The following is a 25,506-nucleotide window of genomic DNA, read 5'->3' as shown; positions in this document are numbered from 1 at the left end:
GCAGCACGTGGACGAAGGTGCCGGGGCGGTCGAAGGCGGGGGGCAGGGACTGTTCGGCGAGGACCACGGTGCGGCCGTCGGCGGCCAGGCCGAGCTGGTCAGCCCGATCCGCTTGCGCGGCACGTCGACCGAGGTGACCCGGACGCGGACGATGTCCCCGGGCTTGACCACCTCTCTCGGGTCCTTGACGAAGTTCTTCGACAGGGCCGAGACGTGCACCAGGCCGTCCTGGTGGACTCCGATGTCGACGAAGGCGCCGAACGCGGCGACGTTGGTGACCACGCCCTCCAGCACCATGCCGGTCTCCAGGTCGCCGATCTTGTCGACGCCCTCCTTGAAGGTGGCGGTCCGGAAGGCCGGCCGCGGGTCGCGCCCGGGCTTGTCGAGCTCGCCGAGGATGTCGGTGACGGTCGGCACGCCGAAGGTGTCGTCGGCGAAGTCGGCCGGGCGCAGCGCCCGCAGGGCGGCGCCGTTGCCGATCAGGGCGCGCAGGTCGCCGCCGGTGGCGGTGAGGATCCGGCGGACCACCGGGTACGCCTCGGGGTGGACGGCGGAGGCGTCCAGCGGGTCGTCGCCGTCGGGGATCCGCAGGAAGCCGGCGCACTGCTCGAAGGCCTTCGGGCCGAGCCGGGCGACGTCCTTGAGCGCCTTGCGGGTGCGGAACGGCCCGTTGGCGTCGCGGTGCGCGACGATGTTGTCGGCGAGCGTGCCGGTGATGCCGGAGACCCGGGTCAGCAGCGGCGCGGAGGCGGTGTTGACGTCCACGCCGACGGCGTTGACGCAGTCCTCGACCACGGCGTCCAGCGAGCGCGAGAGCTTCAGTTCGCTGAGGTCGTGCTGGTACTGGCCGACGCCGATCGACTTGGGGTCGATCTTCACCAGTTCGGCCAGCGGGTCCTGGAGGCGGCGGGCGATGGAGACCGCGCCGCGGATGGACACGTCCAGGCCCGGGAGCTCCTGGGAGGCGAAGGCGGAGGCCGAGTACACGGACGCGCCCGCCTCGGAGACCATCACCTTGGTGAGCTTCAGCTCGGGGTGGCGCTTGATCAGGTCCTCGGCGAGCTTGTCGGTCTCGCGGGAGGCGGTGCCGTTGCCGATCGCGACCAGGTCGACCGCGTGCTTCTTCGCCAGCGCGGCCAGGGTCGCGATCGAGGCGTCCCACTTGTTGGCCGGCTGGTGCGGGTAGATCGTCTCGTACGCGACCACCTTGCCGGTGGCGTCGACGATCGCGACCTTGACTCCGGTGCGGAAGCCCGGGTCCAGGCCCATGGTGGCGCGGGTGCCGGCCGGGGCGGCGAGCAGCAGGTCGCGCAGGTTGGCGGCGAACACCCGGACCGCCTCGTCCTCGGCCTCCTGGCGCAGCCGGGTACGCAGGTCGATGCCGAGCCGGACCAGGATCCGGGTGCGCCAGGCCCAGCGCACCGTGTCGGTCAGCCACTTGTCGGCCGGGCGGCCGCGGTCGGCGACGCCGAAGCGGGCGGCGATCCGCTGCTCGTAGTCGCTCTCGCCGGGCAGGTCGCCGTCCTGGGCGTCGAACGGCGACAGTTCGAGGTCGAGGACCTCCTCCTTCTCGCCGCGCAGCATCGCGAGGATGCGGTGCGAGGGGAGCCGGGTGTAGGGCTCGGCGAAGTCGAAGTAGTCGGCGAACTTGGCGCCGTCCTGCTCCTTGCCCTCGCGGACGGTGGCGACCAGCCGGCCGCGGCTCCACATCCGCTCGCGCAGCGAGCCGACCAGGTCAGCGTCCTCGCCGAAGCGCTCGACCAGGATGGACCGGGCGCCGTCGAGCGCGGCGGCGGCGTCGGCCACCGACTCGTTCAGGTACCCGGCGGCGAGCGCCTGCGGGTCCTGGGCGGGGTCGGCCAGCAGGGTGTCGGCGAGCGGTTCGAGGCCGGCCTCGCGGGCGATCTGTGCCTTGGTGCGCCGCTTGGGCTTGAACGGGAGGTAGATGTCCTCCAGCCGGGCCTTGGAGTCGGCGGCCAGGATCTGCGCGCGCAGGGGGTCGTCGAGCTTGCCCTGGGCCTCGATGGAGTCGAGGACGGCGGTGCGGCGCTCCTCCAGCTCGCGCAGGTAGCGCAGCCGCTCCTCGAGGGTGCGCAGCTGGGCGTCGTCCAGTGCCCCGGTCGCCTCCTTGCGGTAGCGGGCGATGAAGGGGACGGTGGAGCCGCCGTCGAGCAGGTCGACGGCCGCCTTCACCTGCCCCTCGCGGACGCCCAGCTCTTCGGCGATCTTGCGTTCGACTGGCATGGTCACGAAGCCGGTCACCTTCTCCTGAGTTCCCTACGCGGGTCGGCGCCGTGTACTGCGGCGCTCCGTCCGTCCGTCCGTGCGTTCCGTTCCGCCCTGCATTCTGGCAGGTGCCCGCCCTGATCCGGGCCCGGACCGGCCCGGCCGCCGGGTGTGGCGCCAGGGGCGGCGGTGGACCCCCGGGAAAATTCCGGTCACTTCGGTGCGACCGGACCGGCCGCAGATTCGTGTAGGTGTGCGAAGGCCCGTGAAGATGCGGGACCGCACGGCAGCGTGCGGCGGGACACCAGAGGATCAGCAGTGACAGAGGACTTCCGCGCCACCTTGAACGACGAGCTGGCCGAGCACATCGCTCCGCCGCTGGGCGACCTGGTGGCGGTCGCGGCCCGGCGGGGCCGCCGGGTGCGCCGGATGCGGGCCGTGGGGGCGGTGGCGGGGTCGGCGGTGGTGCTGGCCACCGCGGGCGTGTTCGTGCTCGGTCCGTACGGGGCCGGGCCGCGGCAGGCGGCACCGGTGGTGTCGGCGGCCGGGCAGGCGCCGTCCCTGCCGGGCCCGGTCGCGACGCCGGAGGTGGTCACCGGGTCGGCCACGCCCCGGCCGACAGCTCCGGGGTCGCCCACGCCCGGGTCGGCCCCCGCGCCCACCGTCACCCCCGCCGGGGACCGGGTGAACACCACCAGCGCCACGCTGCTGTCCGCCGTGCTCGGCGCGCTGCCGCCCGGGAGGACCGACCACTACGCGGCCACCAAGGACGGCCACGGCGTCCAGACCTACCTGGACGCCGGGCACGGCGTCGGGATGGTCCGGGTCTTCGTCGGTGTCGGGAAGGTGCCGACGGCCGGATGCCTGACGCCGCTCCCCAAGGGCGAGGACGCGGCGACCTGCTGGACCGACCGGCGCGGGCAGCCGGTCTGGGTGTCCACCGCGGACAGGGACAACTGCGTCGAGCAGATCGCGGTGCAGGTCGGCCATCCGGACGGCTCGGTGGTCCAGGTGAGCCTGGGCAGCTGCCTGGCCTGGAACGGCACCGCCAACCCGCGGGGGATCATGCCGCTGACCGTGTTCCAGGCCGTCGAACTGGCCGGTGACCCCTCCATCTCCGCCTGGACGGACAGCGCCCTCCTGAAGCTCGCCTCCGAGCGCTTCCCGGACCTGCCCGTCCTCGGCTGACCCACCACCCTCGGCCGCCCGCGCCCGGCGCGGCGACGGCCCCACCTCTCAGGAACAGCACAGATCGGGGGAGAACCGGTGCGTGATGACGCCGAGTTCACCGCATTCGCCGAAGCAGCCGCCGTCCGCCTGCGTCAGATCGCCTATCTGATGTGCCGGGACTGGCACCTGGCCCAGGACCTCACCCAGACCACGCTCACCAAGCTGTACGTGGCCTGGCACCGGGTCAACCACAAGGACGGCGACCCGTTCCTGTACGCCCGCAGGATCCTGCTCAACTCACTACTCGACCACCGGCGGCGGCGCAGCAGCACCGAACTGGCCGCCGACCGGCTGCCGGACCTGCCGCGGACCGCCGACCCGACGGACGTGCGGCTCACCCTGCTCGGCGCGCTGGCCCTGCTGCCGCGCCGCAGCCGGGCGATCGTGATCCTGCGCTACTGGGAGGACCACAGTGTCGCCGTGACCGCCGAGATCCTCGGTGTCAACGAGTCGGTGGTGAAGTCGCAGAGCATGCGCGCGCTCGCGACGCTGCGTGAACACCTTGGCGAGGACCGGGAGTTGTTCTTCTCCTGAGCCGGTGGCGGCGGGGCTACCAGATCGGCCGCAGCCGCCCGGAGGGGGCCAGCTTCAGCAGGTCGTCGCGCAGCGCCCGCAGCCGCTGTTCGCCGAGCGCCTCGGCCCACGGGCGGACGGCCTCGGCCGAGGCCTCCTCGGCCGCCCGGGTGCAGGCCCAGCCGCGTTCGGTGAGCACGACGAGCCGGGCCCGGGCGTCGTCGGGGTGCGGCCTGCGTTCGACGTAGCCCTTGCGGACCAGCTCCTCGACCATCTGGCTGGCGGCCTGCTTGGTCACCCCCAGGTGCTCGGCCAGCTCACCGACGCCGGCGCCGTCGGGGGCGAGCCGGACGAAGGCGAAGCCGTGCGCGGGGCGGAGGTCCTCGAAGCCCTGCGCCCTGACCCGTTCGTCGATGCCGCGTACCAGGTCGGCGGCGAGGCCGAGGAGCAGCGGGGGAAGGCTGAGGGCAACGGTCCGGTCCATGGGTGAAGTCTGCCAGCAGCCTTGACAGGATCGTCAAGGAGCTTGACCATATAGACAAGCTACTTGACCATATCGATCCAGGAGTCCACCGTGCCCGTCATCCGGTCCACCGAACCCATCACCCACGAGCTGCACGGCGCGCGCTTCCACTCGTACGCCACCGGGGCCACCGGCAGCACCGAACTGCGCTCCTGGCGCCTGGAGTTGCCCGCCGGGGTGGAAGGCGTGGAGCACACCGTCTCCCGGGAGGAGGTCTTCCTGGTGCTCAGCGGCGCCCCCAGGCTCTCGCTCGACGGCGAGGCCGCCGTCCTCGCGGCGGGCGACGTCGCCGTCGCCCCGGCCGGCAGCCGGCTGCGGATCGCCACCGGCGACACCCCGGCCACCGTCTGGGTGACCACCTCCGCCGGCCTCACCGCCACCCTCCCGGACGGCACCGTGATCAGCCCCCCGTGGGCCGCCTGACCCCGGCCGCACCGGACGCGGCCGGGGCCGCGCGGACCGCCCTAGCGGCCCCGGTACGGGAGGAGTTCCGCGCGCTTGGGCGGACGGCCGTCACCGGAGGAGCGGCCGGTCAGCCGGCGACCGATCCACGGGCCGAGGTGCAGCCGCAGCCAGTGCAGGTCGGCGCGCAGCTTCTCCACCCGCCCGCGCGGGGCGGCCGGCGGCAGCGGGGCCCTCCAGTCGTGGTCCGCGGGCCGGCCGAGCGCCTCCAGTACGGCGGTGGCCACCCGGCGGTGGCCCTCCGGCGAGAGGTGCAGCCGGTCCTCGTCCCACAGCCGGCGGTCGTCGAAGCAGGGCGCCGAGAACAGGTCGACCACGGCCACCCGGCCCGGGTGCTGCGCCGCGAGCTGCTCGACGAAGGCCTTCATCCGCAGGATCGCGGGCAGCAGCCGCGCACCGCCGGCCAGCCGGCGGGCCGGATCGGTGCTGGTGAACATCACCACCGTGGCGCCGCCGGCCAGCAGCGCCTCGGCGGCCCGGCCGAGTTGCCGCTCGACCTCGGCGATGTCGCAGCCGGGCCGCAGCACATCGTTCAACCCGCCTGCCAGGGTGACCAGTTCGGCCCCCATTTCGGCGGCTGGGCCGATCTGGTCGGCGCAGATCTGACCGATCAGCTTGCCCCGGACGGCCAGGTTGGCGTACCGGAACTCCTGGTCGGGCCGTTCGGCGGCGAGCGCGTCGGCGACCCGGTCGGCCCAGCCCCGGAAGTGTCCGTCGGGGAGCAGTTCGTCGCACATGCCCTCGGTGAAGGAGTCCCCGACGGCGACGTAGCTGCGGTACACGGTGGCGGTGATGTTCTCCATGGCCCGTCGATCGTACGCGCACCCGGCCGGCGCCCGGCGGCCGGGCTACCCCGCGGTAGCGGCGGGGTACAGGCGGGCACCGCCGCCCTCGGCCGCCGAGATCAGCGCCCCGGCCAGCGCGGCCGGGTCCTGGAGCATCGGGTAGTGGCCGGTGGGCAGCTCGAAGAAGCTGGTGTCCGGCTCGGCGAGTTTGGCGAACCGCGGCTCGCCACCGGCGTGCAGCATCCTGGCCACCTCCAGGCTGAGGCCGTTGGCCAGGCAGAACACCCCGGTGGTGGGGACCTTGCGCCAGGCGCCGGTCAGCTCGACCGGCTGCCGGAAGGTCTCGACCGGGTGGGGGGTCGCCAGCTCGAAGTAGCGTTCGGCGGCCGCCTCGGGCAGCCCGGCGAGCGAACCCCAGCCCGGCCGCAGCAGGGCCCCCCGGTCCCCCGTCGGGAGCACGCCACCCGGCGGGACGTTCCGGATCCGGTCCCGGTGCCCCTCGTCCGGGAAGGTGTCGGCGAGCGACTCGCCGTCCTCGGGGATGCCGGTGTCGACGAAGACCAGCCGCGCCACCTGCCCGGGCGCCCGGTCGACGGCCCCGATCGCCGGGAAGATCCCGTAGCTGTGCGCCACCAGCACCGCCTGCGGCCCGGCGGCCGCCAGTGCCGCACCGACCGCCGCGGTGTGCCCGGCCAGGTCCGCCCCGGCCGTCTCGGCGGCCCGCTCGGCCAGCCCCGGCAGGGTCAGCGGCACCGCCCGGTGCCCCCGGGCCGCCAGCTCGGCGGCGGTCTCCTCCCACACCCACGCCCCCGAGAACGCCCCCGGCACCAGTACGAACGTCGTCATCCTCGGACCACCTCTCACTCGGCACGCCGCAACCGGCGTGGCCCGACCGTAGGACCTCCCGCAGGGGGAGATTCCACCGCGCGGGCCCGGCCGTGAGCCCGACGTCGAACCCCCGTTGCGCGCCTGAGGTGCCCCGGCCGGGGGCCGGCGGAGCGCCGCAGGAAAGGCTGGGGTCCCGGGCCGGCCCCGAGCGAGTCCGTGCACGCCCGAATCACCCGGGCACGGCCCGGTGGGAGGCGATCCCGGCGCACGCCCGGCCCGGCATCCCGACGCCGCGGGCTCGTCCGACGCGACTCCACGAGCGCGCCCTAGACTGGCCGCGGGGGCGTGCGGAGGGGCGTGCGGAAATGGGCGACGGGACCGGGCGGACGTACGGGATCGGTGAGCTGGCCGAGGCGGCCGGGGTCACCGTCAAGACGGTGCGCTTCTACTCCGACTCCGGGCTGCTGCCCGAGAGCGGCCGCAGCCCCGGCGGACACCGCCGCTACGGCGAGGCCGCCCTCGACCGGCTGCACACCGTCCGGCGGCTGCGCGCGCTGGGGATGGGACTGCCCGCGGTCGCGGAGGTACTCGGCGGACAGGTCGGTCCGGGCGAGGCGCTGGCCCGGGAACAGGCGGAGGTCGAACGCCGGCTGACCGACCTGCGCTGGCGCCGGGCCGCGCTGGCGGCCGTCGCCGAGCAGCCCGGCGCGCTCGCCCTGGTCGGTGACGCCCTGCGGACACCGCCCGCCACCGACGCCCTGGCCGCCTTCTGGCGCCGGGTGCTGCCGCTGCGGCTGCCCGCCCGGCTGGTGGCCGGCATCATCGACGCCGCCGTCCCCGACCTGCCGGGCGCGCCCACCCCCGAGCAGGCGCTGGCCTACGCCCGGCTGCACGCGCTGGCCACCGACCGCGCCGCCGCGGCCGCCGTCCGGTCGGCCGGCGCCGGCACCTGCGGCCCCCGGGCCCGGCTGTACTACGAAGGACTGGGCGAGGCGTACGCACTGGCGGGCCGGCGGGCCCCCGACGCGCTGGACTGCTTCGTCGCCGCGCACGCCGGCGCGGAGGGGGTCACCGACTCCCCCGGCTACCGCCGGGTGCTGGCCGGCCGGCTGACCGGGCCCGACCCGCACATGGGCGAGTACTGGAGCAACGCGGCGGTGCTGAGCAGCGATCCCGCGCCCGACATGGGGGCGCTGCACGCCCGGCTGGTCGGCGAACTGGCCGACGCGGTGCGGGCCTCGGCGGCTCAGGCCGGTCCGGCCGCCTGAAGCTGCGCCGGGCCCGTCCGCGCCCCGCCCGTACCGCCGCGCTCCGCGGCCGTGAACCAGTGCTCGCGGACCGCGTCCGTCGGCCGGGGCTCGCCGAGCTCCGGCAGGCCCCAGTCGGCCAGCGCCTCGACGACCTGACGCAGCGCCAGGCCGCGCTCGGTGAGCTGGTAGACCGTCGCGTTGGCGGGCCGCTCCAGCTTGCGCCGCACCGCCAGGCCCTCGCCCTCCAGCTGCTTGAGGCGGGCGGCCAGGATGTCGGTGGACACGCCCGGCAGGTCGGCGTGCAGGTCGGTGTAGCGGCGCGGGCCGCCGAGCAGCTCGCGGACGATCAGGAGGCTCCAGCGCTCGCCCACCGCATCCAGGGCGCGGGCGACGGCGCAGTACTGGTCGTAGCTTCGGCGTGACATGTGGATCAGCATAGCCAATAGGTTGGACTTTCCAAGTGCTTACTTGGTAGAACAAAGCATCCGCCGGTGTGGCGCGGTGACGGTTCGGGAGGCCGCTGATGGAGTTTCGCCAGTCCAGCAAGCTGAAGGACGTGTGCTACGAGATCCGTGGCCCGGTCGTCGACCACGCCAACGCACTGGAGGAGGCCGGGCACACGGTGCTGCGGCTGAACACCGGCAACCCGGCGCCGTTCGGCTTCGAGGCGCCGGAGGAGATCCTCCAGGACATCATCCGCAACCTGCCGAACGCCCACGGCTACAGCGACTCGCGCGGCATCCTGCCGGCCCGCCGCGCCGTGGTGCAGTACTACCAGCAGCGCGGCGTCACCGGGGTGACCGTCGACGACGTGTACCTGGGCAACGGCGCCTCCGAGCTGATCCAGATGGCGGTCCAGGCGCTGGTCGACGACGGCGACGAAGTCCTCGTCCCCGCACCGGACTTCCCGCTGTGGACCGCGGTGGTCCGGCTGGCCGGCGGCAAGGCCGTGCACTACCTGTGCGACGAGGAGGCCGAGTGGTACCCGGACCTCGACGACATCGCCGCGAAGATCAACCACCGCACCAAGGCCATCGTCGTCATCAACCCCAACAACCCGACCGGCGCGGTCTACCCGAAGGAACTGCTGGAGGGCATCCTCGAGCTCGCCCGCCGGCACGACCTGATGGTGCTGGCCGACGAGATCTACGACAAGATCCTCTACGACGGCGTCGAGCACCACTGCCTGGCCGCGCTCGCCGACGACGTCGTCACCCTGACCTTCAACGGCCTGTCCAAGGCGTACCGGGTGGCCGGCTTCCGCAGCGGCTGGCTGGTGGTGTCCGGTCCCAAGCAGCACGCCCGGGACTACCTGGAGGGCCTCACCATGCTGGCCGGGATGCGGCTGTGCCCCAACGTGCCCGCCCAGTACGCCGTCCAGGCCGCGCTCGGCGGCCACCAGTCCATCCACGACCTCACGCTGCCGAACGGCCGGCTCACCGAGCAGCGCGACGTCACCTGGCGCGCCCTCAACGAGCTCCCCGGCGTCAGCTGCGTCAAGCCCAAGGGCGCCCTGTACGCCTTCGCCAAGCTGGACCCGGCGGTGCACAAGATCGTCGACGACGAGCGGTTCGTGCTGGACCTGCTGCTCCGCGAGAAGATCCACATCGTCCAGGGCACCGGCTTCAACTGGCCCCGCCCCGACCACTTCCGCTTCGTCACCCTGCCCCGCGCGGACGACCTGGAGACCGCCATCAGCCGGATCGGCCGCTTCCTGGCCACCTACCGGCAGTAGCCGGCCCCCGGCCCGGGCCGGGGGGGGCGGCGCTCAGCGGCGCTGCCACAGGGCGGGGACGTTCGGCGGCTCCCAGCCGGCCATCGCGGTGTGCCCCTGCAGGCAGCGATAGGACACGCCGCCGTAGGTGACCGGGTCGCCCGCACGGTACGCGGAGCCCGCCTGCCAGCCGCCGCCGGGCGCGCCGGTCGGCGAGGGGGTGGGCGACGGCGAGGGCGGCCGGGCGACGTCGAGCACGAAGTCGAAGCTGCCCTCCTCGGCCGGGCCGGCCTGGCGGACGTTCATCAGCAGCGCCGCGTCGAAGATGGTGTCGGTGCTGTTGCGCGGCTCGCCCGGGAAGTACAGCTGGGTGGTGAGCACCCGGCCCCCGGGCGCCTGCGCCTTGACGTGCAGGTGCCGGGTGCGGCCCGGATAGAGGCCGGGTACGACGGTGGTGAGGGTGAACGCCCCGCGGGCGTCGGTGAACTGGTGGCCGCGGAAGGTGAATCCGGTGTTGTCGTAGGCGCCGTCGGTGTCCGCCTGCCAGAAGTCCAGCAGCGCGCCGGGGACCGGCCGGCAGGCCCGTCCGAAGACGTAGCCGGTGACGGTGAGCCGGGTGCCGGGGGTGGTCGCGGTCACCAGCGAGGTGCGCAGCGGGGAGCCGGGCTTGAAGTACGGGCCCTCGGTCTGCTCGACGGTGGGGTGGTCGCCGTCGTCGCAGGCGGGGGTGAGCGCGGGCGGGGTGGCGCCGGTGTCCCTGGCGAGGGCGACGCCGCCGCCGGCCAGTAGCGGGGTGGCGCCGGCCAGCACCGCCGCCTTGAGGAGCGTCTTGCGGCTCAACTGCTGCTGCCGCAGAGGGTCGTGGGGGTTCGACGGGTTCACGGTCGACTCTCCTTCGGTCGGGCCGGGGCCGCCCTGCCAGGGTCATGACACGTGGGTCGGCATGGTGGGGGCCCCGGCAGGGCGGTGTGGTGGGGGATCGGCTACGAAGGTACGGGCCCGGCCGGGCAGCCGTCGATGGACCTGGCCCCGGGATCGTGGTGATTTCCTCCGGCCCTGGCCCGGAACTCCCCCGGGGTCAGACCCACTTCGCGCCGGAAGAACCGGCAGAAGTAGGACGGGTCGGGGAAGCCCGCTCCGGCGGCCACCTCGCGGACCGTCAGCTCGGTGGCCACCAGCAGCCGCTTGGCCTCCAGGATCTGCTGCCGGCGGATCAGCAGCGCCGGGGTGCGTCCGGTGGCCTCCTTGACCAGCTCGTGCAGCCGGCCGGTGGAGACGCCGAGTTCACGGGCGAAGGAGCCGACCGTGCGGTCGGCGCGGTCCGGGTCGGCGATCAACCGGCCGAACCGGTCGGCGAGTTCCGCGGCCCGGGGTGCCACCGGCCGGCCGGACGGCGCCGGGGCGGACGCCCGCAGCGCCCGGACCAGCAGCACGTGCAGGTACGCCTGGAGCACCCCGGGGAAGCCCGGCTCGCCGGCCTGGTGCTCGCGCAGCATCTCGCCGAACAGGCCGGTGATCGCGCGGTCCTGGGCCCGGTCCGGGCGCAGCCAGGGCCGGCCGGCCAGTACCCGCAGCAGGCCGGCGTCCTCGGGGTGCCTGAGCAGGAAGTCCTCGTTGAACAGCAGCACCCACCCGTCGAGGCCGTGGGCACCGGCCCAGTGGTGCACCTGCCCGGGCAGCAGCACCCACAGCTGCGGCGGCTCCAGCGGCCACTCCACCAGGTCCAGGACGTGGGTGCCGCGGCCCTCGGTGACGTAGACGACCTCGTGGAAGGAGTGGCGGTGCGGGAAGGCGGCCCGGGAGAGCGGGCCGATGGTGTCGAAGGAACCCAGGGCGAAGGGCAGCACGCCGGGCGCCGGGACCTCCAGGTCGTGCAGCGGCACCTGGTTCCTGGGCGGCCGGAGGGTACGCAGGTCGGTCACCGCAGCAGTCTCGCCCGCCGCCCGGGCACCGTCCAGGGCGGCCCGGCCCGGCGCCCCCTTCCGCCGGGGCTACGGACGGGTAGCATCGCGGACGACGCAGCTCCCCCGCCCCCCACGGAGAAGGACGCCACGATGGCCAAGCAGCCCGAGATCGGTTCCCCCGCACCCGAGTTCACCCTGCCCGGCCTGGTCCTGGACGGGGACGTCGCCGAGCGCCGCGACTACCGGCTGGGCGAGGCCAAGGGCGGCCCGCTGGTGCTGGTCTTCTACCCGGGCGACGACACCGCGGTCTGCACGAAGCAGCTCTGCTCGTACACCTCCGACCTTGACCGCTTCAAGGGCCTGGGCGCCACCGTGTGGGGCATCAGCCCGCAGGGGCTGGACAGCCACGAGGCCTTCGCCCGCAAGTACCGGCTGGCGTTCCCGCTGCTGGCCGACACCGGGCGCACCGTGGCCACGGCCTTCGGCATCGCGGTGCCGGGCCTGGGCCTGCGGCGGTCGGTGTTCATCCTGGACGGGGACGGCTCGGTGCGCTGGAAGCACGTGGCACTGATGGGGCTCACCTTCCAGCACAGCGACACCCTCGCCGAGCAGCTGGCCGCGCTCGGCTGAACCGGCCGGGCCCGGACACGCCGGAGCCCGGGCGCCGCACCCCCGTACGGGAGACGGCGCCCGGGCTCCGGCCGTGGGGTCAGCGGCCCCAGCACTCCCCCGCCTTGCGGGCGATGGTGTAGTGGTCGACCTGCGTGCCGTCCTCGGCCAGCGCGGTGACCTTCATGGTCGCGGTGCGGCCCGGGTGCGCCGGGGCGACGTCGACCTTGATGAACGAGTAGCCGGTGTAGCGCACCCGCGACCACTCGACGGTCTCGGTGACCTTCACGCCGCCCTTGGCGAAGTGGTAGGTGTCGACCGAGTCGACGCGGTGCTCGTGGCCCTCGTAGGTGTCGGGGGCGTCGAAGGAGTACAGGCTGCGGCCGGCCGCGCCCGCCGTCACGTACACCACGCCGTCCTTGGCGGGCTCCACGGTGGCGCCGCTGGGCACCGCCTTGGAGACCTTGTTGCCGAGGATCGCGTCGGTGCGCTCGTAGACGTGGTTGTGACCGTTGATCACCAGGTCCACCCGGTACTTCTCGAACAGCGGCACCCAGGCCTCGCGCACGCCGCCCTCGGAGGCGTGCTGGTGGGTGGTGGAGAAGGCGCAGTGGTGGAAGAAGACCACGATGAAGTCCACCGTGTCGTCCTGGCGCAGCTCGCGCAGCTTGCGGTCCAGCCAGCTGGTCTGCTTGCCCGCGGTGATGCCGAGGTTGGCGGGGATCTCGTACGAGACGTCGTTGGCGTCCAGCGAGATGACGCCGACGTTGCCGTACTTGAAGGAGTACACGCCGGGGGCGGTGCGCGGGTCCGGGCCGTTCTCCGGCAGGAAGAAGCGGGAGCTCTCGCCGCCGTAGCCGTTGTGCGAGTACCAGGCCTCCATGTCGTGGTTGCCGTAGGAGACCATCCACGGGATCTTCGAGGAGACCGTCTCGGTCTGGGCCAGGAAGGCGTCCCAGGTGAGGGCGTTGTAGACGGACTTGTCGGAGTCCTGGCCGGAGCCGGCCGGGTCGGCGTAGCAGATGTCGCCGGCGTGCAGGTGGAACGACGGCTTCTGGGCCAGGATGATGTGGTCGTTGCCGGCCGCGTGGGCGCTGACACCCTGGTCGCCGAAGGCGGTGAAGGTGAACGGCGCGAACGGGCGGCCCCAGCGCCAGGAGCGCTCCGGGGCGGTGCGGAAGGTGCTCAGGGTCGAGATCGCCTGGTGCGAGGCCGGGTCGAAGCCCTGGTGGCCGACGCCGTAGTAGTAGGTGGTGTCGGAGTCCAGGTGGTCCAGCTTGACGTGCAGGTAGTACTGGTCGACGGCCTGGCCGGTCGGGGTGAGCGCGGGGGTGTGCAGCGCCCGCACCTCCGCCTCGACCTTGTGGCTGAGGTCCCACGGGTGCTTGCCGTAGCGCAGGAACGGCTTCTTCACCGCGGCCGGCACCTGCCAGGAGATCCGGATCTGGCGGTCCGGCTCGGCGCCGAAGGCGAGGTGGCGGCCGACCGGCGCGACCAGCGCGCCGTCGATGCCGTCCGTGACACTGCGGCCCGGCGCCGCCGGGTCGGCGTACGCGGTGCCGGAGCCCAGCGCGCCGCCGACGGCCAGCGCACCGACCGTGACCGCGCTGGAGCGCAGCAGCTTGCGGCGGGAGAACGTGCTGCGCAGGTACTCGTGCTGCTCGGCCATGCTCATGCGGTCGGCGAGCTTCTCGGGCACGCCCATGCGAGGGATATCCATGGCTGAGACGTTCCCAGCGCGCGGTGGCAGGTACACGGACATTCGGTGAACGAGCGACTACCGGCGGGTCTGACGGACCGCAAGATTTGTCCATGTGTTCGCAAAGTGCAGTCACTCGCCGTGACCGGGTGGCATGGTGACGGGCCGTAGCACCGAGGGGTCCGCCGTCCACTCGATGCCCCCGCCGACCGGCCGCAGATGGACCAGCCGACGGGTGACCCGCTCGGTCCAGCGGTCGGTGTGGACCTCCTGGCAGACGATTCTGCCCACCCGCCCGGTGCTGGTGTCCCGGGCCAGTTCGCCGTCTCTGGGATGCCGTTCGAACGAGACGCGTTCATCGCGCACGCCGCTCACCTCCGACCGGACGGCCGGGGGCCTGCACGCTGCGGAGGTCGGGGTTGCTGTCCACGCCCACGGAGACCCGCGGGCCGGGGCCCGATAACGGAGAACGGACGGCGGGCCCCGGTGTCCGGCGTCAGGCGGCCCCGGCGGCCGCCGTCCCCGGCTCCTGCTCCTGCTCCTGCTCCTGCTCCGGGGCCTCCGGTCCGGCCGGCCGCAGGCGGCGGGCCGCCCAGACCCCGCCGGCCACCATGAACAGTCCGCCCACCGCGAGGATGGTGTCGATCCGTCCGAAGTGCACGCCCGCGACCCGCAGGTCCAGGCCGCGCAGCGCCGTACTGGCCAGGAAGCCCGCCAGCGCCATGGTGGAGATCGCGGCCAGCTGCTGCACCGGCCCGATCACGGTGACCACCCGGCCCAGCAGGTGCTGCGGGGTGACCCCGAGCAGCAGCGGGCCGACGACCACGTTGACGGCGCCGACCGGCACGCCGATCAGCGCGATCACCACCACCGCGAGCGGCAGCGCGGTGAGCCGCGAGTAGAGCAGCACCCCCGCGCCGGTCGCCACCAGGCAGAGCCAGTAGATCCGGTGGTCGCCCATCCGGCCGGAGACCGCGCCGGCCAGCAGCCCGCCGAGCAGGGTGCCGACCGCGAACGCCGCGCCCAGGGTGCCCAGCCAGGAGGCGGCGGAGTGCAGGTTGTCGGTGACGAAGAAGACGTCCAGCACGTTGAGCGCGCCGACCCCCAGGGTGTAGACGCAGACCGAGCCGAGCAGCGCCATCAGGACGCGGTTGTGCACGAAGAAGCTGACGCCCTCGCGGAAGTCGGCCCGGAAGGTGGACGGGCCCCGGTCGGCGGGGCGTTCGGTCGGTGCCACCACCAGCGACCTGATCAGCAGGAACGACAGCACGAACGACAGTGCGTTGGCCACCAGCGCCCACTGCACCCCGGCCGCGAACAGCAGCGGCGCGGCCAGCGGCGGGCCGACGATCCCGGCCGCGCTGCCGGTGGCCGAGGAGAGGCCGAACGCCCGGGTGCGGTCCGCCTTGGGGATGGCCGCGCCGATCACCGCGAGCCGGGCCGGGTTGAAGAACTGCCCGGCGCCCGCGCAGACCGCCACCGCCAGGTAGACCAGCGCGAGGGCGAGCCAGGCCGGGATCCGGTCGCCCGCCAGCGGCACCAGCAGCAGCGCCAGGATCACCACGGCGCGCAGCGCGTCGGTCGCCAGCATCAGGCGGCGGCGGTCCCAGCGGTCCACGAACACCCCGGCGACCGGGCCGACCAGCAGGGTCGGCAGCGCGGCCGCCAGCAGCACGCCGCTGACCGCGGCCGGGGCCCAGCTCTGGCCCTTGGCGATCACCGTGCCGACCCACAGCAGCACGGTGGTGTCGAACACGAAGTCGCCGACCACCGAGACCGCCTGGCCGAGCCAGAGCCGGTGCCAGTTGCGGTTGTGGCGCAGGCCGGCGGCCGGCTGCGGCGGTGCCTCGGCGGGCACGGTGTCGGTCATCTCGTCTCCCGAGGGCGGTGCGGTGCGGGGTCGCTGCGGACGTGGTGCTGCCGGGCCGGGTGCGGTGGTGTCCGGTGGTGCGGGGCCGGGCGGGACGGGCCCGAGTGGGTGAGCGCGCGCAGCAGTGACCCGCCGCCGGTCGGCGCGCTCTCCGTACGCTCCGGCCGGAGCCGGGCCGAGACCTCCTTGGCGTCGGCCCCGGCGAGCTCGGCCGCCAGCCGGCCGGCCAGCGCCGCCGCCCTGGCCGCGAGCAGCTCCTCGAAGCCGCCCGGGTCGAGCCGGTGGAAGCCGTACGGCAGGCACTCGCGCAACTCCTCGGCGGCCAGCGCCCGTTCGACCAGCGGGCGGAGCACCGCCCCCCAGGTGACCGGGCGCAGCGCCACCGACAGGTGCACCGACGCCTCCTCGGTGGCGTCGCCGACGTGGACGAACCCGCGCGGGATGTACAGGCACTCCCCCGCGTGCAGCACCACGTCCAGCAGCGGCTCGGGCTCCGGCCCCGGCCGGGCGGGCGACCACTCGCGGACCGGCCAGCGTTCGGTGGGGGCCGACACCCGCCAGCGCTTGGAGCCGTGCACCTGGCGCACCAGCACACCGGCGGTGTCGTAGTGCGGGGCGACGCCGCGCGCGCCGGCCGGGGTGAGGAAGGCCGCGCAGTAGGTGGCGAATCCGGTCTCGGCGGTCAACTCCCGGCAGAAAGCGGCGACCTGGGGGCAGTACGTCTGCAGCTCCTCCAGGACCAGGGTGGCCCCCGCGGCGACCTCGCGTTCCACCGCGCGGCCGTCCAGCAGGGGCTCCCGGCGCCCGGCCGTCCGCTCCCGGCCCCGCCCGACCCGGGCGGCGGGCAGTTCCTCGCCGTCCCGGAACAGCCGCACCGAGGGCAGCGGCAGACCGGTGGTGTGGATCAGCCGCTCCGCCGTCCGCGCGTCGAACACGTCGGAGAACGAGCCGAGCGCGACCGCGACGAACGGGCGGCTCTCCCAGGCGCTCTCCAGGCGGTCGGCCGTACCGACCAGCCGGGCCAGGCCGGTGGCCATCGCGCTCACACCCCCGCCCGGCTGCGGACCGGTGCCAGCGCCAGGTGCAGCTGCCGGGTCACCTCGGGGAGCCGCCCGAGGTCATGGGTGCGGGGCGGGGCCGGTTCGCCGAGCCGCAGCAGCGCCCCGCGGACCAGCGGGGCGTCCCCGCGGGCCTCGGCCAGCGCCGCCCGCAGCAGGATCCGGCCCTGCTGCTCGCGGCCGGCCCGCTGCAGGGTCGCCCCGAGCACCGCCCACCAGCGCGGCACGGTCAGGGGTGACGCCCAGGGGCCGGGCAGTTCGCCGATCGCCTCCACCAGCGGGCCGGTCAGGTCGAGTGCCCGCTCGCGCTGCCCGCGGCCGGCCGCGTGCGCGGCCAGCTGCAGGGTCCTGACCACCGCGAGGCGCCGGGCCATCGGGTCGGGGTCGGCCAGGGCGGTCGGGCCGGGCGCCCCGGCCGTGTCGGCGCCCAGCAGCCAGGGGGCCTCGGCGGCGTGCTGGACGCCCTGGGACGCCAGGGCGGGCCAGCGTGCGGTCAGCCGGGCGGCGGCGCCCGCCAGCAGGTCGGCCCGCCCCCGGCGGTGCAGGATCTTGCAGGTGTCGCTGACCCGGATGTTGCGGGCCAGCGCCCGGACCTGACGGGCCAGTGCCGGGTCGGCGGCCACGTCCTCGGGCCACCAGTCGACGTCCTCGGTGTGCGCCCGCTCGCCGTCGGCGATCCGCTCCAGGGCGGCCAGCCCGGCCAGCGCCCGGTCGAGGTCCCCCGCGTAGCCCTCGATCCGGACCAGGTTGACCTGCGGCTGGAGGGCGAAGGCGGCCAGCCTGGCCGGTGTCCCGCCATGGGTGCGGGCACGGCTGCGGGCGTAGGCGATCTCGGCGTGGCACAGGGCCCGGGCCCGGTCGGGGCGGCCGAGCCGGAAGTGCACCAGGGCCACCAGGTTGGCCGCCACGAACAGCGGCTCGGGGTCGTCGCCGACCGGGCGGTCCAGCAGGTCCCGGGCGCGGGCCACGGCGGCGGTCTCGTCCTGCGGGACGCGCTCCTCGTCGGCGAGGAAGCCCAGCCAGTTCGGTGCCGGTGCTGTCACGGTACGTCCTCCTTCGCGGGCTCCGACCGGCGCGGCGGATCGCCGGCCGGGTGGGGCGGGACGGGCGGGTCGGGTGCGGTGGGACGGTCGGGTGCGGCGGGGGTCCCGGTGGTGCGGGCCTCGCGTTCCAGGAGCCGCCGCCACAGGCCGAGGGCGGTGCGCTCACGGACCCGGTCCAGGCCGAGCCGGTTGGCGTGCAGGTGGAGCAGGGAGGCCACCGCGTGGTGGCGGCGGTCCGCCCCGGCGGGGCCCGGCCAGTGCTCCGCGAGCAGGCGCCGGTACTCGGCGGCGGGCGCGGACCAGTACCCGGCGGCCGGCTCCGCCGGGCCGTCGGGGTCGGCCCTGAGCCGCCACAGCTCCCGTCCGTGGCGCCGGTGTTCCTGGGATCCGGCCCGGGAGTCCGCCGCCCGCGCGGCCAGCAGCCGCCGCTCGGCCGGGTCGGGGACCAGCAGCGCGGCGTACCGGTCGAGGGTCAGCGCCGCCGACACCGCTCGTGGCAGCCCGTCCGGCGGCGGACCGGCCAGCAGGCCCGCGACGGCCGCCGAGTCCGCGCAGAACAGCCGCTCGGCGGCCTCGATCAGCGCGGGGCCGCCGTAGCGGTCGGCCTCCGGCCGGTAGGCGCGGACCGCCACCTCGTGCACGGGCAGCCGGCCGGCGGACCCCCGGGCCCAGTCCAGCAGCTCCTCCAGCAGACCGGGCCGGTACCGGACCCTGATCCGCAGGTGTTCGAGCGGATCGGCGTACCGGAGGAAGAACAGCCCGCCACCGGGCCGCCCGAGCTCGGCCCGACGGGCCGCCAGATCGGCCACCAGGGCGTCCTGCCAGGGTCCGCGCAGGTAGAGGTGGAGCGAGAGCCAGCCGGGCGCGACCTGCCCGGCCCGGTACCCGGCCCCCGGCGGCGGAGCCGAGACGGCGGGCGGGACGGGCGAGGTCCGGGGGCCCCCGGGCGCGGCCGCGGTCGCCGGTGAGGGTGTGGCCGCCGCCCCGGCCACGGGCTGCGGCGCGGCCACGGGCGCCGACGGCGGACCGGGCACGGCCACTGACGCGGGGTCGGGCGCCGGCCCCGAGATGGTCACCGTCGCGGGTGGGTGCGCCGGCCCAGGGTCGGGCACGGGCACGGGCGCCGTCAGGACGACCGGGATCACCGCCTCGAGGAGGTGCCGGCCGCCGTCCGCCGCCGCGACCGGTCCGTGGGCGGGGTCCGGGGTGGCCTCCTCCAGCAGCAGTCCGGTGTCGTCGGCGCGGTCCAGGGCGTGCCGCAGGTGGGCGAGCGAGACCGCGCTGTCCAGGTCGAGCAGCAGCTGCCGCCCGGCCTGCACCAGGTGGACGTGGCGCGGGGCGAGCCAGCGCTCCGCCCAGCCGCGGACCTGCTTCGCCGAGCAGTCCCCGAGCTCGTCGCGGCCGGGACGCCAGGCCGCGGGGGCGAGGACCAGCCCGTCGCGCTCCAGCCGGGGCCGGAACGGGCCCTGCCCCGCGGGCCCCCAGTCGAACGGCGCGGGGTGGCGGAACTGGTTGGCGGAGGCGTCCAGCAGGAAGCGGCAGACCGGCGGGGCGAGCCGCAGGTCCAGGGCCGAGGCCTGGGTGAGGTGCAGCAGGCCGCCGGTGGCGGCCTCGTACAGCTCGAACCGGCCGTCCCGGACACCGACCGACACCTCGGCGAGCGTCAGGTTCTCCCCCGGGGCCGGGACGTCGACGGGCAGGTGGCGCGGGCGCCAGGGTTCGCGGGCGGCCACGTTGGCGGCGGCGCGCCGCTCGGGGCGGTAGACCAGTTCGACGAACCGGTGGTGCGGGGCGGCGGCCTCCTCGGCGGCGCGGGCGGCCCGCAGCGCGGCGCGGGCCGCCGGGTCCAGCAGGTCGGACGCCCGGCCGTAGGCCACCCCCGCCGGCACGGCGCCCGGGCCGCTGAGCGCTGCCCGGATCCGGCCGTCCGGGCCCCAGCCGAGCCGCAGGCAGATGTCGGCCGCCGGCAGGGCCGGGCGCATCCGGTCGATCGGGAGGTCGGCGGCGAGGCGGGCGAGCAGTACGTCATCGAGTTCGCGGACCGGGTCGCGTTCGGCGAGGGCCCGCGCGACCACGGTGGCGAGCAGGGTGTCGCGGCCGTCCGGGCCCGGGGCCGGGCCGCTGTCCAGGACCCGCAGGTCGGTGAGGGTGTGGACGGCGGCGAGGGCCGGTACCCGGGCGTGCGCGCCGAAGTGGTCGAGGAACGCGGCCGCGGCGCGGGCCAGGTAGCGGGGGTAGCGGCTGCCCCGGCCGACCAGGGCGAGGAGCCCGGCGGCCTGTTCGGCGTACCGGGCCGCCTGTGGGTCGAGTGCGGAGCCGGGGGCCGGACGGGCCACGCTGTCCAGGTGGAGGGCGGGGCGGGGGCGGGACCGCAGGGCGGTCAGCAGCCGGGTGAGCGCTGCGGCGGGCTCGGCGGGGGCGTTCAGCCGCTCGCACAGGCCGAGCAGCGGTGCGGGGGCGCCGGGGCCGGGCCCGGCGGGGCGCAGGAAGCCGAGTCTGACCAGGTCGCGGACCAGGCGCCGGGCCGCCGCCACGGCGGCCGGGTCGCTCTCGGCGGGTTCGCCGTCGGCCGCTGCCCCGGCCACCGGGCCCGGGTGGCCGGTGAGTTCGGCGAGCAGCCGGGCGACCGGGACGGGGCGGGCGGCGGCCCGCAGCGCGGTGCGGACCGGTTCGCTGCCGCGCAGCCAGCGGGCGGCGCCGCGTCCGGCGGGTTCCCGCCAGGGGTGGCCGTCGAGGAGGTGCACGAGGTCGGAGACGACCACCGTGTCCTGGTCGCCGATTGCGGTGTGGGGGGATGACGCCGGGTCGGGTGCGGCGGCGTCGGGTGCGGCGGCGTCGGGGCGGGCGACCGGGCGGGCCGGGCCGGACAGCCGCAGCAGGTGGCCGCCGGGGTCGGTCCCGGTGGGCCGGCCGGCGCGGGCGACGGGCACCGCGGCGACCGCGGCGGCCAGCCCGAACGGGGTGGGCCGGGTGCTCAGCCGGTTCAGGCAGCGGTCCAGCGCGAGCGCCGTCCTCGGCCCGTCCGGGCCGCCGGCCTCGGTGAGGGCGCGGGCCAGGTCGGGTGCGGAGTGCTCGACGGCGGCGGCGAGCAGCGGGGTACGCCAGGCGTCGGCGAGCAGGGCGCGGTGGGTGGCGGGCCAGTCGGGGTCGTCCGGTCGGCAGGCGGCGAGCAGGCCGGTGCAACCGTCGGCGGGCAGCGCCGGAATGCGCAGGACGGCCACGTCGGCGGCCCGGTACCGGGGTATTCCGGGTCGGATCCGGTCGGTCATTCGGCCCTCCCCGCTCCGCTGATTGAGATCCGGCGCCGAGGGCCGCCGGTTGTTCGCCGGTAAATCACTGATGCGGGCCCCGGAACACCGGTGCGGGTGGCGGCCCGCACCTTGCCGGCGGCACCTGATCGACCGTCGGCAAGGGGGGTCCGGCTCCGGCCGGGTGTCAGTTGGCCGAGCAGCCGAAGTTGATGTTCGTGAAGCCGGCCTCGTCCTCGACGTCGGCCGCGTGGCCCTCGACGTCGCTCTCGGCCAGCTCCGCCTCGCGGGCGGCGGCGGCCAGCTCCTCGGCCTCGTTCTTCTCGAATTCGTTCGACATGAGCCCTCCCATGGGTTCTTGACGGTGCGTCGGGCGCGCTTGTGCGGCCTTTTCGAATTCTTCTCAAAGGGCGGACGGCCGTCAACACTCGCGACAGCATTCGAAAAACACCGGCAGCGCCGGAAAAATGGCAGGCCGAATTGCCGCTCGGAACATTCCGTGAAAGAGCCGAAGGTATTTCTCTCAGGGCCTTCCGGGCGGCTCGGGACCGGTCAGTTTGGCGGCCCTGGCGGCTGCCAGGGCCTGTCCGGCCCGCTCGGCGAGGTCCTGGCAGCCGGGTGCGGCCCGGGCGATCCGCAGGGCGGCGGTCAGCGGAAGCAGCAGCGCACCCGCGCCGCGGACGGTGTCCAGTTCCGCCAGCGACCGTTCGATCGGGCCACGCGCCGCCGGGTCCCCCCGGGCGGCCAGCCGGACTGCCTCCACCTGCTGGTGCAGCACTCGGGCCTCCCAGCCCGCCCCGGGCGGTGGCGGGTCCCCGGCGGGGGCCGGGCCGCGCGGATCGAGCAGCCAGGCGGAGGCCAGGCAGCCGGCGGCCGCCGCCCCGGCGCCGGCCTCGGTGCAGCAGTCGGCGGCGGCACGCTGCCAGTGCGCGGCCCCGGCCGGGTCCCCGGCCCACTCCTCGACGGCGCTGCGGAACTGGTACAGCCCGGCCAGCGCGGCCCGGTTGCCGATCCCGGTGAACACCTCCCGGGCCTGTTCCAGCAGGTCCCGGGCGGGTCCGGCGGCCCCGCCGAAGGCGTGCAGCAGCGCGGCCGAGCAGCCGACCAGGGCGTGCAGGGCCGGGGCGTCCGCGGTGGCCCGCCGCAGTTCCTCGCAGCGGGCGAGCGCGTCCCGCACCGGCCTGTCCCCGAAGGCCAGGCAGAGCGCCAGGTTGGCGTGGACCTCGGCGGTCCCGAGCCCGGCGCCGGCCGAGCGGATCCCGCCGTACGCGGCGTCGAGCAGCCGCTCACCGAGCCGGTAGTCGCCGCCGCCGATCGCGGTGAGTCCTTCGAGCAGCAGCAGGCGGGCCCTGGAGGCGTGGTCGCCGGCCTGCTCGGCGAGCCGGCGGGCGGCCCGTACGGCGTCCGGGCCGGCCGGGCGCAGCGCCAGCTCGTTGGCGCGGAGCTGGAAGACGGCCGCCGGGTTGCCGCCGGACGGGCCGGCAGCGGACGGGTCCGGGGCGGACGGGTCGGCGGCGGACGCGGTGTGCTGGGCGGTGCGGTCGATCAGCTCGAGCGCGTCCGCGGTCCGCCCGCAGGCGGCCAGGGCGTAGCTCTCGATCGCCGCCGCCTCCAGCTGCAGGGCCGGGTCGGCCGCCGACTCGCGGGCACGGGCGGCGAGTTCTACCGCGCGCCGGACGTCGGAGCGGCCGACCGCGCGGCGGGCCGCGGCGACCAGGCAGCCGGCGGCGAGTTCCGCCGCGCGGGCCTGCTGGGGTGAGCCGGGGCGCAGTTCCCGTTCGCACTCCAGGGCCCGTTCGGCGTGCACGGCGGCCTGTTCCAGGGCGCCGGGGGCGGTGGCCGCCTGCCCGCGCAGCAGTCCGGCCACCGCGGTGTGCAGCTCGGCCCGGTCGGCGAGCGCCAGGTGGGCATACGCCACCTGGGCGGGGCTGCGGCAGTCGAAACGCAGTCTGCCGTCCTCGCCGGGCCGCCCGGCCGCGAGTTGCCTCTGCTCCAACTCGGCGATGCCTTCGGCTAGTTCGGCGGGCTCCAGGCCTGCCGTGGCGGACAGTTCGCGGGTGCCGACGGCGGTGCCCCAGGCGCCGATGCAGCCCAGGACCCGGCGGGCGGGGTGACCGAGCCGCTCGATCCGGGCCCCGAGCGCGGCACTGGCCGAAGGGGCGACCAGGTCCTCGATGCCGTCGGCGGACAGTGCGGCGAGCTGTTCGAGGAAGAGCGGATTGCCGCCGCTGCGCGCCACCAGGGCGGCGGAGGCGGCCGTGTAGTGCAGTTCCAGGTCGCCGCCGGCGGGGGTGGCCGGGCGCAGCAGGCCGAGCAGCCGGTGGCCGTGCTCGGCGGACAGCGCCGGTACGCCGAAGACGGTGGGCCGCCGCCGCAGGCCGGCGGGCAGATCGCGGCCGGCCAGCACGAGGACCACCGGGCCGCAGCCGTCCGGCACGACGTGCCCGCCCGCGGCCTCGCGGGCGTCCGGAACGCCGTCGATCACCTGGAGCAGTTCCGCGGACGCCCACTGGACGTTGTCGATCAGCAGCAGCAGCGGCTGCCGGGCGCTCAGCCGGGCGAGGCGGCGGCCGATCCGCCAGCCCAGTTCGGCGGTGGACCCGGCGATCCCGTTGCCCGCTGCGGCAGTTGCGGTGCCGGGCGTCGCGGCCGCCAGCGCGGCGTCCAGTTCCAGCAGCCGGGCGCGCCCCTGGGCGTGGTCGTCGCGGGCGCAGTCCAGCCGGACCACCAGCGCGCCCGCGGCCGCCGGGCCGTGCGCCAACTGCCGTAGCACGGAGGTCTTTCCGCTGCCGGGTTCGCCGTCCACGGCCAGCAGTGAGCCGCCCGGGCGGCGCAGCGCGGCGGCGACGGCGGTGGTGAGGCCGGCGAGCAGCGGGCGCTGGTTGACGAAGGGCGGCCGGGCGGCGGCGGGCCGGGCGCCCGGTTCGGGGATCCAGGCCTGCAGGGCGGTGTCGAAGCCTTTGGCGGCGACCGGGTCGACCGCCGTGCAGCGCACCTGGTCGCGGATCAGCAGCCAGGTGCGGACGTCGGCCAGGGCGCCCTCGGGCGGGGCGGCGGCCTGGAGGCGGGCAGCGCGGTTCATCACGGCGCCGATGGCGAAGGAGGAGTCCCGGTCGGCGAGGACCACCTGGCCGGAGGCGATGCCGAACCGGACGGACAGCTCGACCCCGCCGTCCTGGCCGCCGGCGAGCCGCCGCAGCGCCTCGTGGGTGGCGTGCACGGCGCGGACCGCGTCGTCGTCGGCCGGGTGGTCGGCGCCGAAGACCCCGACCACGGCGTCGCCGATGAACTTCTCGACCCGCCCGCCGTGGTCCTCGACCGCGCCGCGCATGGTCGCGAAGTAGCGTCCCAGGACGCGGTGCCAGAGTTCGGGGCTGAGGCTGGTGGCGAGCCGGGTGGATCCGGAGATGTCGCAGAAGGTGACGGTGACGAACCGCAGACCGCTCGGTGCGGCGGCGGCCGGCTGGGCGGTCGGGGTGCCGCACGCCATGCAGAACCGTGCCACCGGCGGGTTGACCGTGCCGCAGCCCGGACAACCCGCGGGCGGCGGCGCCGGGTCGGGGGTGCTCACCACAGCAGGGCACCGCCCTCGATCCCGTGGCCCTCGACGTCGGCGCCGGCCGCGTCCAGCCGCCGCTTGACGTCGAGCAGCAGCTGGATCTCCTCCTCGGTCAGGGCGTCGAGGACGGCCAGTTGCTCGTCGCTCGCGTAGTCCAGGTCGAAGCCGAGCTCGGTGAGCCGGTGCGGGTCGGCCATGATTCCTCCGTGGGGTGTCGGCCCGGTCCGGCGGCCGGGAGCAGCGGGGCGAGGACGTCGGCGAGGCCGGCCGCGCTGGTGGCGGCGGCCGTGAGCAGCAGCCGGTGCTGGGCCGGGGTGAGCTGCAGGGAGTCGAGCAGGGCGCGCAGGTCGCCGCCGTGGGCGGTGTCCAGATCGGCGTGCGCGGTGAGGGTGCGGAAGGCGGCGGCGGGCAGGCCGGTACGGGCGGCCAGCCGGGCCGCGGCCGAGGCCGGCGGCGGGTACCACTCCAGCAGTGCGATGTGGCCGAGCAGCGCGAGCGGGTGGGTGTGCCGGATCCAGTACGCCGGGGCGCCCGCGAACCGGGCGACGGCGGGCGGGGGTTGGGCGGCGGTCAGGTCGGCGGGGTCGGCGCCGGTGGCGGCGTAGTCGGCGAGCAGCCAGTGGTCGTGGCCGTGCTCCTCGGCCAGTTGGACGGCGAAGTACGGCGCCAGCCGGGCGCTCAGCGGGTCCGAGCGGCGCAGGCACTCCTGGGCGGCGTCCGCGAGCAGCGGGGTGGTGGCGCGGATCACCTGGTGGGCGGTGCGCAGCCAGGCCCGGTAGCGGTCGACCCCGCCGGCGCCGTCCCAGGCCGGGCCGTCGGACCACAGCCCAGCGGCGACGGCCGCCAGCCCGGGCGCCAACCGGTCGAGCAGCAGCCGCAGCCGGGCACCCGCGGGGAGCACCGGCGGGGCCGCCGGGGGTGACTGCACGGCAACCCCCGGCCCGGCGGCCACGCCGGGCATGACGGGCGTGCCGGGCGTGCCGGG

At 75.7% G+C, this 25,506-nt stretch carries 22 protein-coding genes and 1 pseudogene; 6 read left to right on the top strand and 17 right to left on the bottom strand.

Going from position 1 to position 25,506, the window contains the following annotated elements:
- Nucleotides 1–2,244, bottom strand: a 2,244-nt coding sequence (locus AB0D08_RS16370) for a Tex family protein (RefSeq protein WP_359889344.1), incomplete at its 3' end; no start/stop codon positions are given.
- Nucleotides 2,245–2,544: 300 nt separating this feature from the next.
- Between AB0D08_RS16370 and AB0D08_RS16365 the strand changes: the two genes are divergently transcribed.
- Together AB0D08_RS16365 and AB0D08_RS16360 are read left to right on the top strand one after the other, a co-directional pair.
- On the top strand, nucleotides 2,545–3,414 hold the full coding sequence (locus AB0D08_RS16365; RefSeq protein ID WP_359889331.1) for a hypothetical protein: 870 nt from the start codon (nucleotides 2,545–2,547) through the stop codon (nucleotides 3,412–3,414).
- A 78-nt stretch (nucleotides 3,415–3,492) separates the two neighbouring features.
- Nucleotides 3,493–3,990, top strand: coding sequence for a sigma-70 family RNA polymerase sigma factor (locus AB0D08_RS16360; RefSeq protein ID WP_033818692.1), 498 nt, complete (start codon nucleotides 3,493–3,495; stop codon nucleotides 3,988–3,990).
- A 16-nt stretch (nucleotides 3,991–4,006) separates the two neighbouring features.
- On the opposite strand, the gene AB0D08_RS16355 is transcribed toward AB0D08_RS16360, so the two are convergent.
- Nucleotides 4,007–4,453: a MarR family transcriptional regulator gene (locus AB0D08_RS16355; protein WP_033818693.1), complete on the bottom strand. Its 447-nt coding sequence runs from the start codon at nucleotides 4,451–4,453 to the stop codon at nucleotides 4,007–4,009.
- A gap of 90 nt (nucleotides 4,454–4,543) precedes the next feature.
- On the opposite strand from AB0D08_RS16355, the gene AB0D08_RS16350 reads away from it, so the two are divergent.
- Entirely contained in the window at nucleotides 4,544–4,915 is a 372-nt protein-coding gene (locus AB0D08_RS16350) for a cupin domain-containing protein (RefSeq protein WP_033818694.1), read from the top strand.
- A 41-nt stretch (nucleotides 4,916–4,956) separates the two neighbouring features.
- On the opposite strand, the gene AB0D08_RS16345 is transcribed toward AB0D08_RS16350, so the two are convergent.
- Together AB0D08_RS16345 and AB0D08_RS16340 are read right to left on the bottom strand one after the other, a co-directional pair.
- Nucleotides 4,957–5,757 carry an SGNH/GDSL hydrolase family protein gene (locus AB0D08_RS16345; protein ID WP_359889327.1) on the bottom strand — a complete coding sequence of 267 codons (801 nt, stop codon included), beginning with the start codon at nucleotides 5,755–5,757 and terminating at the stop codon, nucleotides 4,957–4,959.
- Nucleotides 5,758–5,802: 45 nt separating this feature from the next.
- Nucleotides 5,803–6,585 (bottom strand): alpha/beta hydrolase, encoded by a 783-nt coding sequence (locus AB0D08_RS16340; protein WP_359889324.1) that lies wholly within the window; start codon nucleotides 6,583–6,585, stop codon nucleotides 5,803–5,805.
- Between the two features lie 347 nt (nucleotides 6,586–6,932).
- Between AB0D08_RS16340 and AB0D08_RS16335 the strand changes: the two genes are divergently transcribed.
- On the top strand, nucleotides 6,933–7,835 hold the full coding sequence (locus AB0D08_RS16335) for a MerR family transcriptional regulator (RefSeq protein ID WP_359889323.1): 903 nt from the start codon (nucleotides 6,933–6,935) through the stop codon (nucleotides 7,833–7,835).
- Between the two features lie 53 nt (nucleotides 7,836–7,888).
- Here AB0D08_RS16335 and AB0D08_RS16330 read toward each other — a convergent pair.
- Nucleotides 7,889–8,242, bottom strand: a pseudogene (locus AB0D08_RS16330) (helix-turn-helix domain-containing protein); the annotation flags it as partial.
- 98 nt (nucleotides 8,243–8,340) lie between these two features.
- Between AB0D08_RS16330 and AB0D08_RS16325 the strand changes: the two are divergent.
- Nucleotides 8,341–9,552, top strand: a complete 1,212-nt coding sequence (locus AB0D08_RS16325; RefSeq protein WP_033818697.1) for a pyridoxal phosphate-dependent aminotransferase — start codon at nucleotides 8,341–8,343, stop codon at nucleotides 9,550–9,552.
- Between the two features lie 33 nt (nucleotides 9,553–9,585).
- Here the strand turns inward: AB0D08_RS16325 and AB0D08_RS16320 are convergent, their stop codons facing one another.
- Nucleotides 9,586–10,413, bottom strand: a complete 828-nt coding sequence (locus tag AB0D08_RS16320; protein ID WP_359889321.1) for a carbohydrate-binding protein — start codon at nucleotides 10,411–10,413, stop codon at nucleotides 9,586–9,588.
- A gap of 101 nt (nucleotides 10,414–10,514) precedes the next feature.
- The gene (locus tag AB0D08_RS16315; protein WP_359889318.1) at nucleotides 10,515–11,453 is read right to left on the bottom strand and encodes an AraC family transcriptional regulator; all 939 of its coding nucleotides are present in this window, start codon (nucleotides 11,451–11,453) and stop codon (nucleotides 10,515–10,517) included.
- A gap of 132 nt (nucleotides 11,454–11,585) precedes the next feature.
- On the opposite strand from AB0D08_RS16315, the gene AB0D08_RS16310 reads away from it, so the two are divergent.
- Nucleotides 11,586–12,065 carry a peroxiredoxin gene (locus AB0D08_RS16310; protein WP_033818699.1) on the top strand — a complete coding sequence of 160 codons (480 nt, stop codon included), beginning with the start codon at nucleotides 11,586–11,588 and terminating at the stop codon, nucleotides 12,063–12,065.
- A gap of 79 nt (nucleotides 12,066–12,144) precedes the next feature.
- On the opposite strand, the gene AB0D08_RS16305 is transcribed toward AB0D08_RS16310, so the two are convergent.
- The 10 genes from AB0D08_RS16305 to AB0D08_RS16260 form a co-directional block, all read right to left on the bottom strand.
- Nucleotides 12,145–13,764, bottom strand: a complete 1,620-nt coding sequence (locus AB0D08_RS16305; protein WP_033818700.1) for a metallophosphoesterase family protein — start codon at nucleotides 13,762–13,764, stop codon at nucleotides 12,145–12,147.
- A 111-nt stretch (nucleotides 13,765–13,875) separates the two neighbouring features.
- Nucleotides 13,876–14,109, bottom strand: a complete 234-nt coding sequence (locus AB0D08_RS16300; RefSeq protein WP_033818701.1) for a hypothetical protein — start codon at nucleotides 14,107–14,109, stop codon at nucleotides 13,876–13,878.
- 130 nt (nucleotides 14,110–14,239) lie between these two features.
- The gene (locus AB0D08_RS16295) at nucleotides 14,240–15,613 is read right to left on the bottom strand and encodes an MFS transporter (protein ID WP_051811906.1); all 1,374 of its coding nucleotides are present in this window, start codon (nucleotides 15,611–15,613) and stop codon (nucleotides 14,240–14,242) included.
- Nucleotides 15,610–16,650, bottom strand: coding sequence for a cupin domain-containing protein (locus tag AB0D08_RS16290; RefSeq protein ID WP_359889314.1), 1,041 nt, complete (start codon nucleotides 16,648–16,650; stop codon nucleotides 15,610–15,612). Before AB0D08_RS16290 ends, AB0D08_RS16295 begins: the two co-directional genes overlap by 4 nt.
- Before the next feature lie 5 nt (nucleotides 16,651–16,655).
- Nucleotides 16,656–17,714, bottom strand: a complete 1,059-nt coding sequence (locus AB0D08_RS16285; protein ID WP_359889312.1) for a hypothetical protein — start codon at nucleotides 17,712–17,714, stop codon at nucleotides 16,656–16,658.
- Nucleotides 17,711–20,983, bottom strand: coding sequence for a thiopeptide-type bacteriocin biosynthesis protein (locus AB0D08_RS16280; RefSeq protein WP_359889309.1), 3,273 nt, complete (start codon nucleotides 20,981–20,983; stop codon nucleotides 17,711–17,713). The genes AB0D08_RS16285 and AB0D08_RS16280 overlap by 4 nt, the downstream gene beginning before the upstream one ends.
- A gap of 166 nt (nucleotides 20,984–21,149) precedes the next feature.
- On the bottom strand, nucleotides 21,150–21,302 hold the full coding sequence (locus AB0D08_RS16275; RefSeq protein WP_158515557.1) for a hypothetical protein: 153 nt from the start codon (nucleotides 21,300–21,302) through the stop codon (nucleotides 21,150–21,152).
- Nucleotides 21,303–21,485: 183 nt separating this feature from the next.
- Nucleotides 21,486–24,533 carry an AAA family ATPase gene (locus tag AB0D08_RS16270; RefSeq protein ID WP_359889305.1) on the bottom strand — a complete coding sequence of 1,016 codons (3,048 nt, stop codon included), beginning with the start codon at nucleotides 24,531–24,533 and terminating at the stop codon, nucleotides 21,486–21,488.
- Nucleotides 24,530–24,718, bottom strand: coding sequence for an aroma-sacti cluster domain-containing protein (locus AB0D08_RS16265; protein ID WP_033822141.1), 189 nt, complete (start codon nucleotides 24,716–24,718; stop codon nucleotides 24,530–24,532). The genes AB0D08_RS16270 and AB0D08_RS16265 overlap by 4 nt, the downstream gene beginning before the upstream one ends.
- Nucleotides 24,634–25,449 carry an iron-containing redox enzyme family protein gene (locus tag AB0D08_RS16260; RefSeq protein WP_359889302.1) on the bottom strand — a complete coding sequence of 272 codons (816 nt, stop codon included), beginning with the start codon at nucleotides 25,447–25,449 and terminating at the stop codon, nucleotides 24,634–24,636. Before AB0D08_RS16260 ends, AB0D08_RS16265 begins: the two co-directional genes overlap by 85 nt.
- Between the last annotated feature and the right edge of the window lie 57 nt (nucleotides 25,450–25,506).

It is taken from the genome of Kitasatospora sp. NPDC048540, assembly GCF_040651175.1.
In the GTDB taxonomy this organism is placed as follows: Bacteria; Actinomycetota; Actinomycetes; order Streptomycetales; family Streptomycetaceae; genus Kitasatospora.
The sequence above is the reverse complement of the archived record's forward strand: the minus strand, read 5'-3'. Positions and strand labels throughout refer to the sequence as shown.

What these genes read in the sequence shown, in the direction of transcription:
- AB0D08_RS16305 (WP_033818700.1), bottom strand. Translation starts at nt 13,764, where the DNA reads ATGGATATCCCTCGCATGGGCGTGCCCGAGAAGCTCGCCGACCGCATG.
- AB0D08_RS16295 (WP_051811906.1), bottom strand. Translation starts at nt 15,613, where the DNA reads ATGACCGACACCGTGCCCGCCGAGGCACCGCCGCAGCCGGCCGCCGGC.
- AB0D08_RS16355 (WP_033818693.1), bottom strand. Translation starts at nt 4,453, where the DNA reads ATGGACCGGACCGTTGCCCTCAGCCTTCCCCCGCTGCTCCTCGGCCTC.
- AB0D08_RS16310 (WP_033818699.1), top strand. Translation starts at nt 11,586, where the DNA reads ATGGCCAAGCAGCCCGAGATCGGTTCCCCCGCACCCGAGTTCACCCTG.
- AB0D08_RS16345 (WP_359889327.1), bottom strand. Translation starts at nt 5,757, where the DNA reads ATGGAGAACATCACCGCCACCGTGTACCGCAGCTACGTCGCCGTCGGG.
- AB0D08_RS16275 (WP_158515557.1), bottom strand. Translation starts at nt 21,302, where the DNA reads ATGTCGAACGAATTCGAGAAGAACGAGGCCGAGGAGCTGGCCGCCGCC.
- AB0D08_RS16290 (WP_359889314.1), bottom strand. Translation starts at nt 16,650, where the DNA reads ATGGCCACCGGCCTGGCCCGGCTGGTCGGTACGGCCGACCGCCTGGAG.
- AB0D08_RS16340 (WP_359889324.1), bottom strand. Translation starts at nt 6,585, where the DNA reads ATGACGACGTTCGTACTGGTGCCGGGGGCGTTCTCGGGGGCGTGGGTG.
- AB0D08_RS16265 (WP_033822141.1), bottom strand. Translation starts at nt 24,718, where the DNA reads ATGGCCGACCCGCACCGGCTCACCGAGCTCGGCTTCGACCTGGACTAC.
- AB0D08_RS16335 (WP_359889323.1), top strand. Translation starts at nt 6,933, where the DNA reads ATGGGCGACGGGACCGGGCGGACGTACGGGATCGGTGAGCTGGCCGAG.
- AB0D08_RS16280 (WP_359889309.1), bottom strand. Translation starts at nt 20,983, where the DNA reads ATGACCGACCGGATCCGACCCGGAATACCCCGGTACCGGGCCGCCGAC.
- AB0D08_RS16325 (WP_033818697.1), top strand. Translation starts at nt 8,341, where the DNA reads ATGGAGTTTCGCCAGTCCAGCAAGCTGAAGGACGTGTGCTACGAGATC.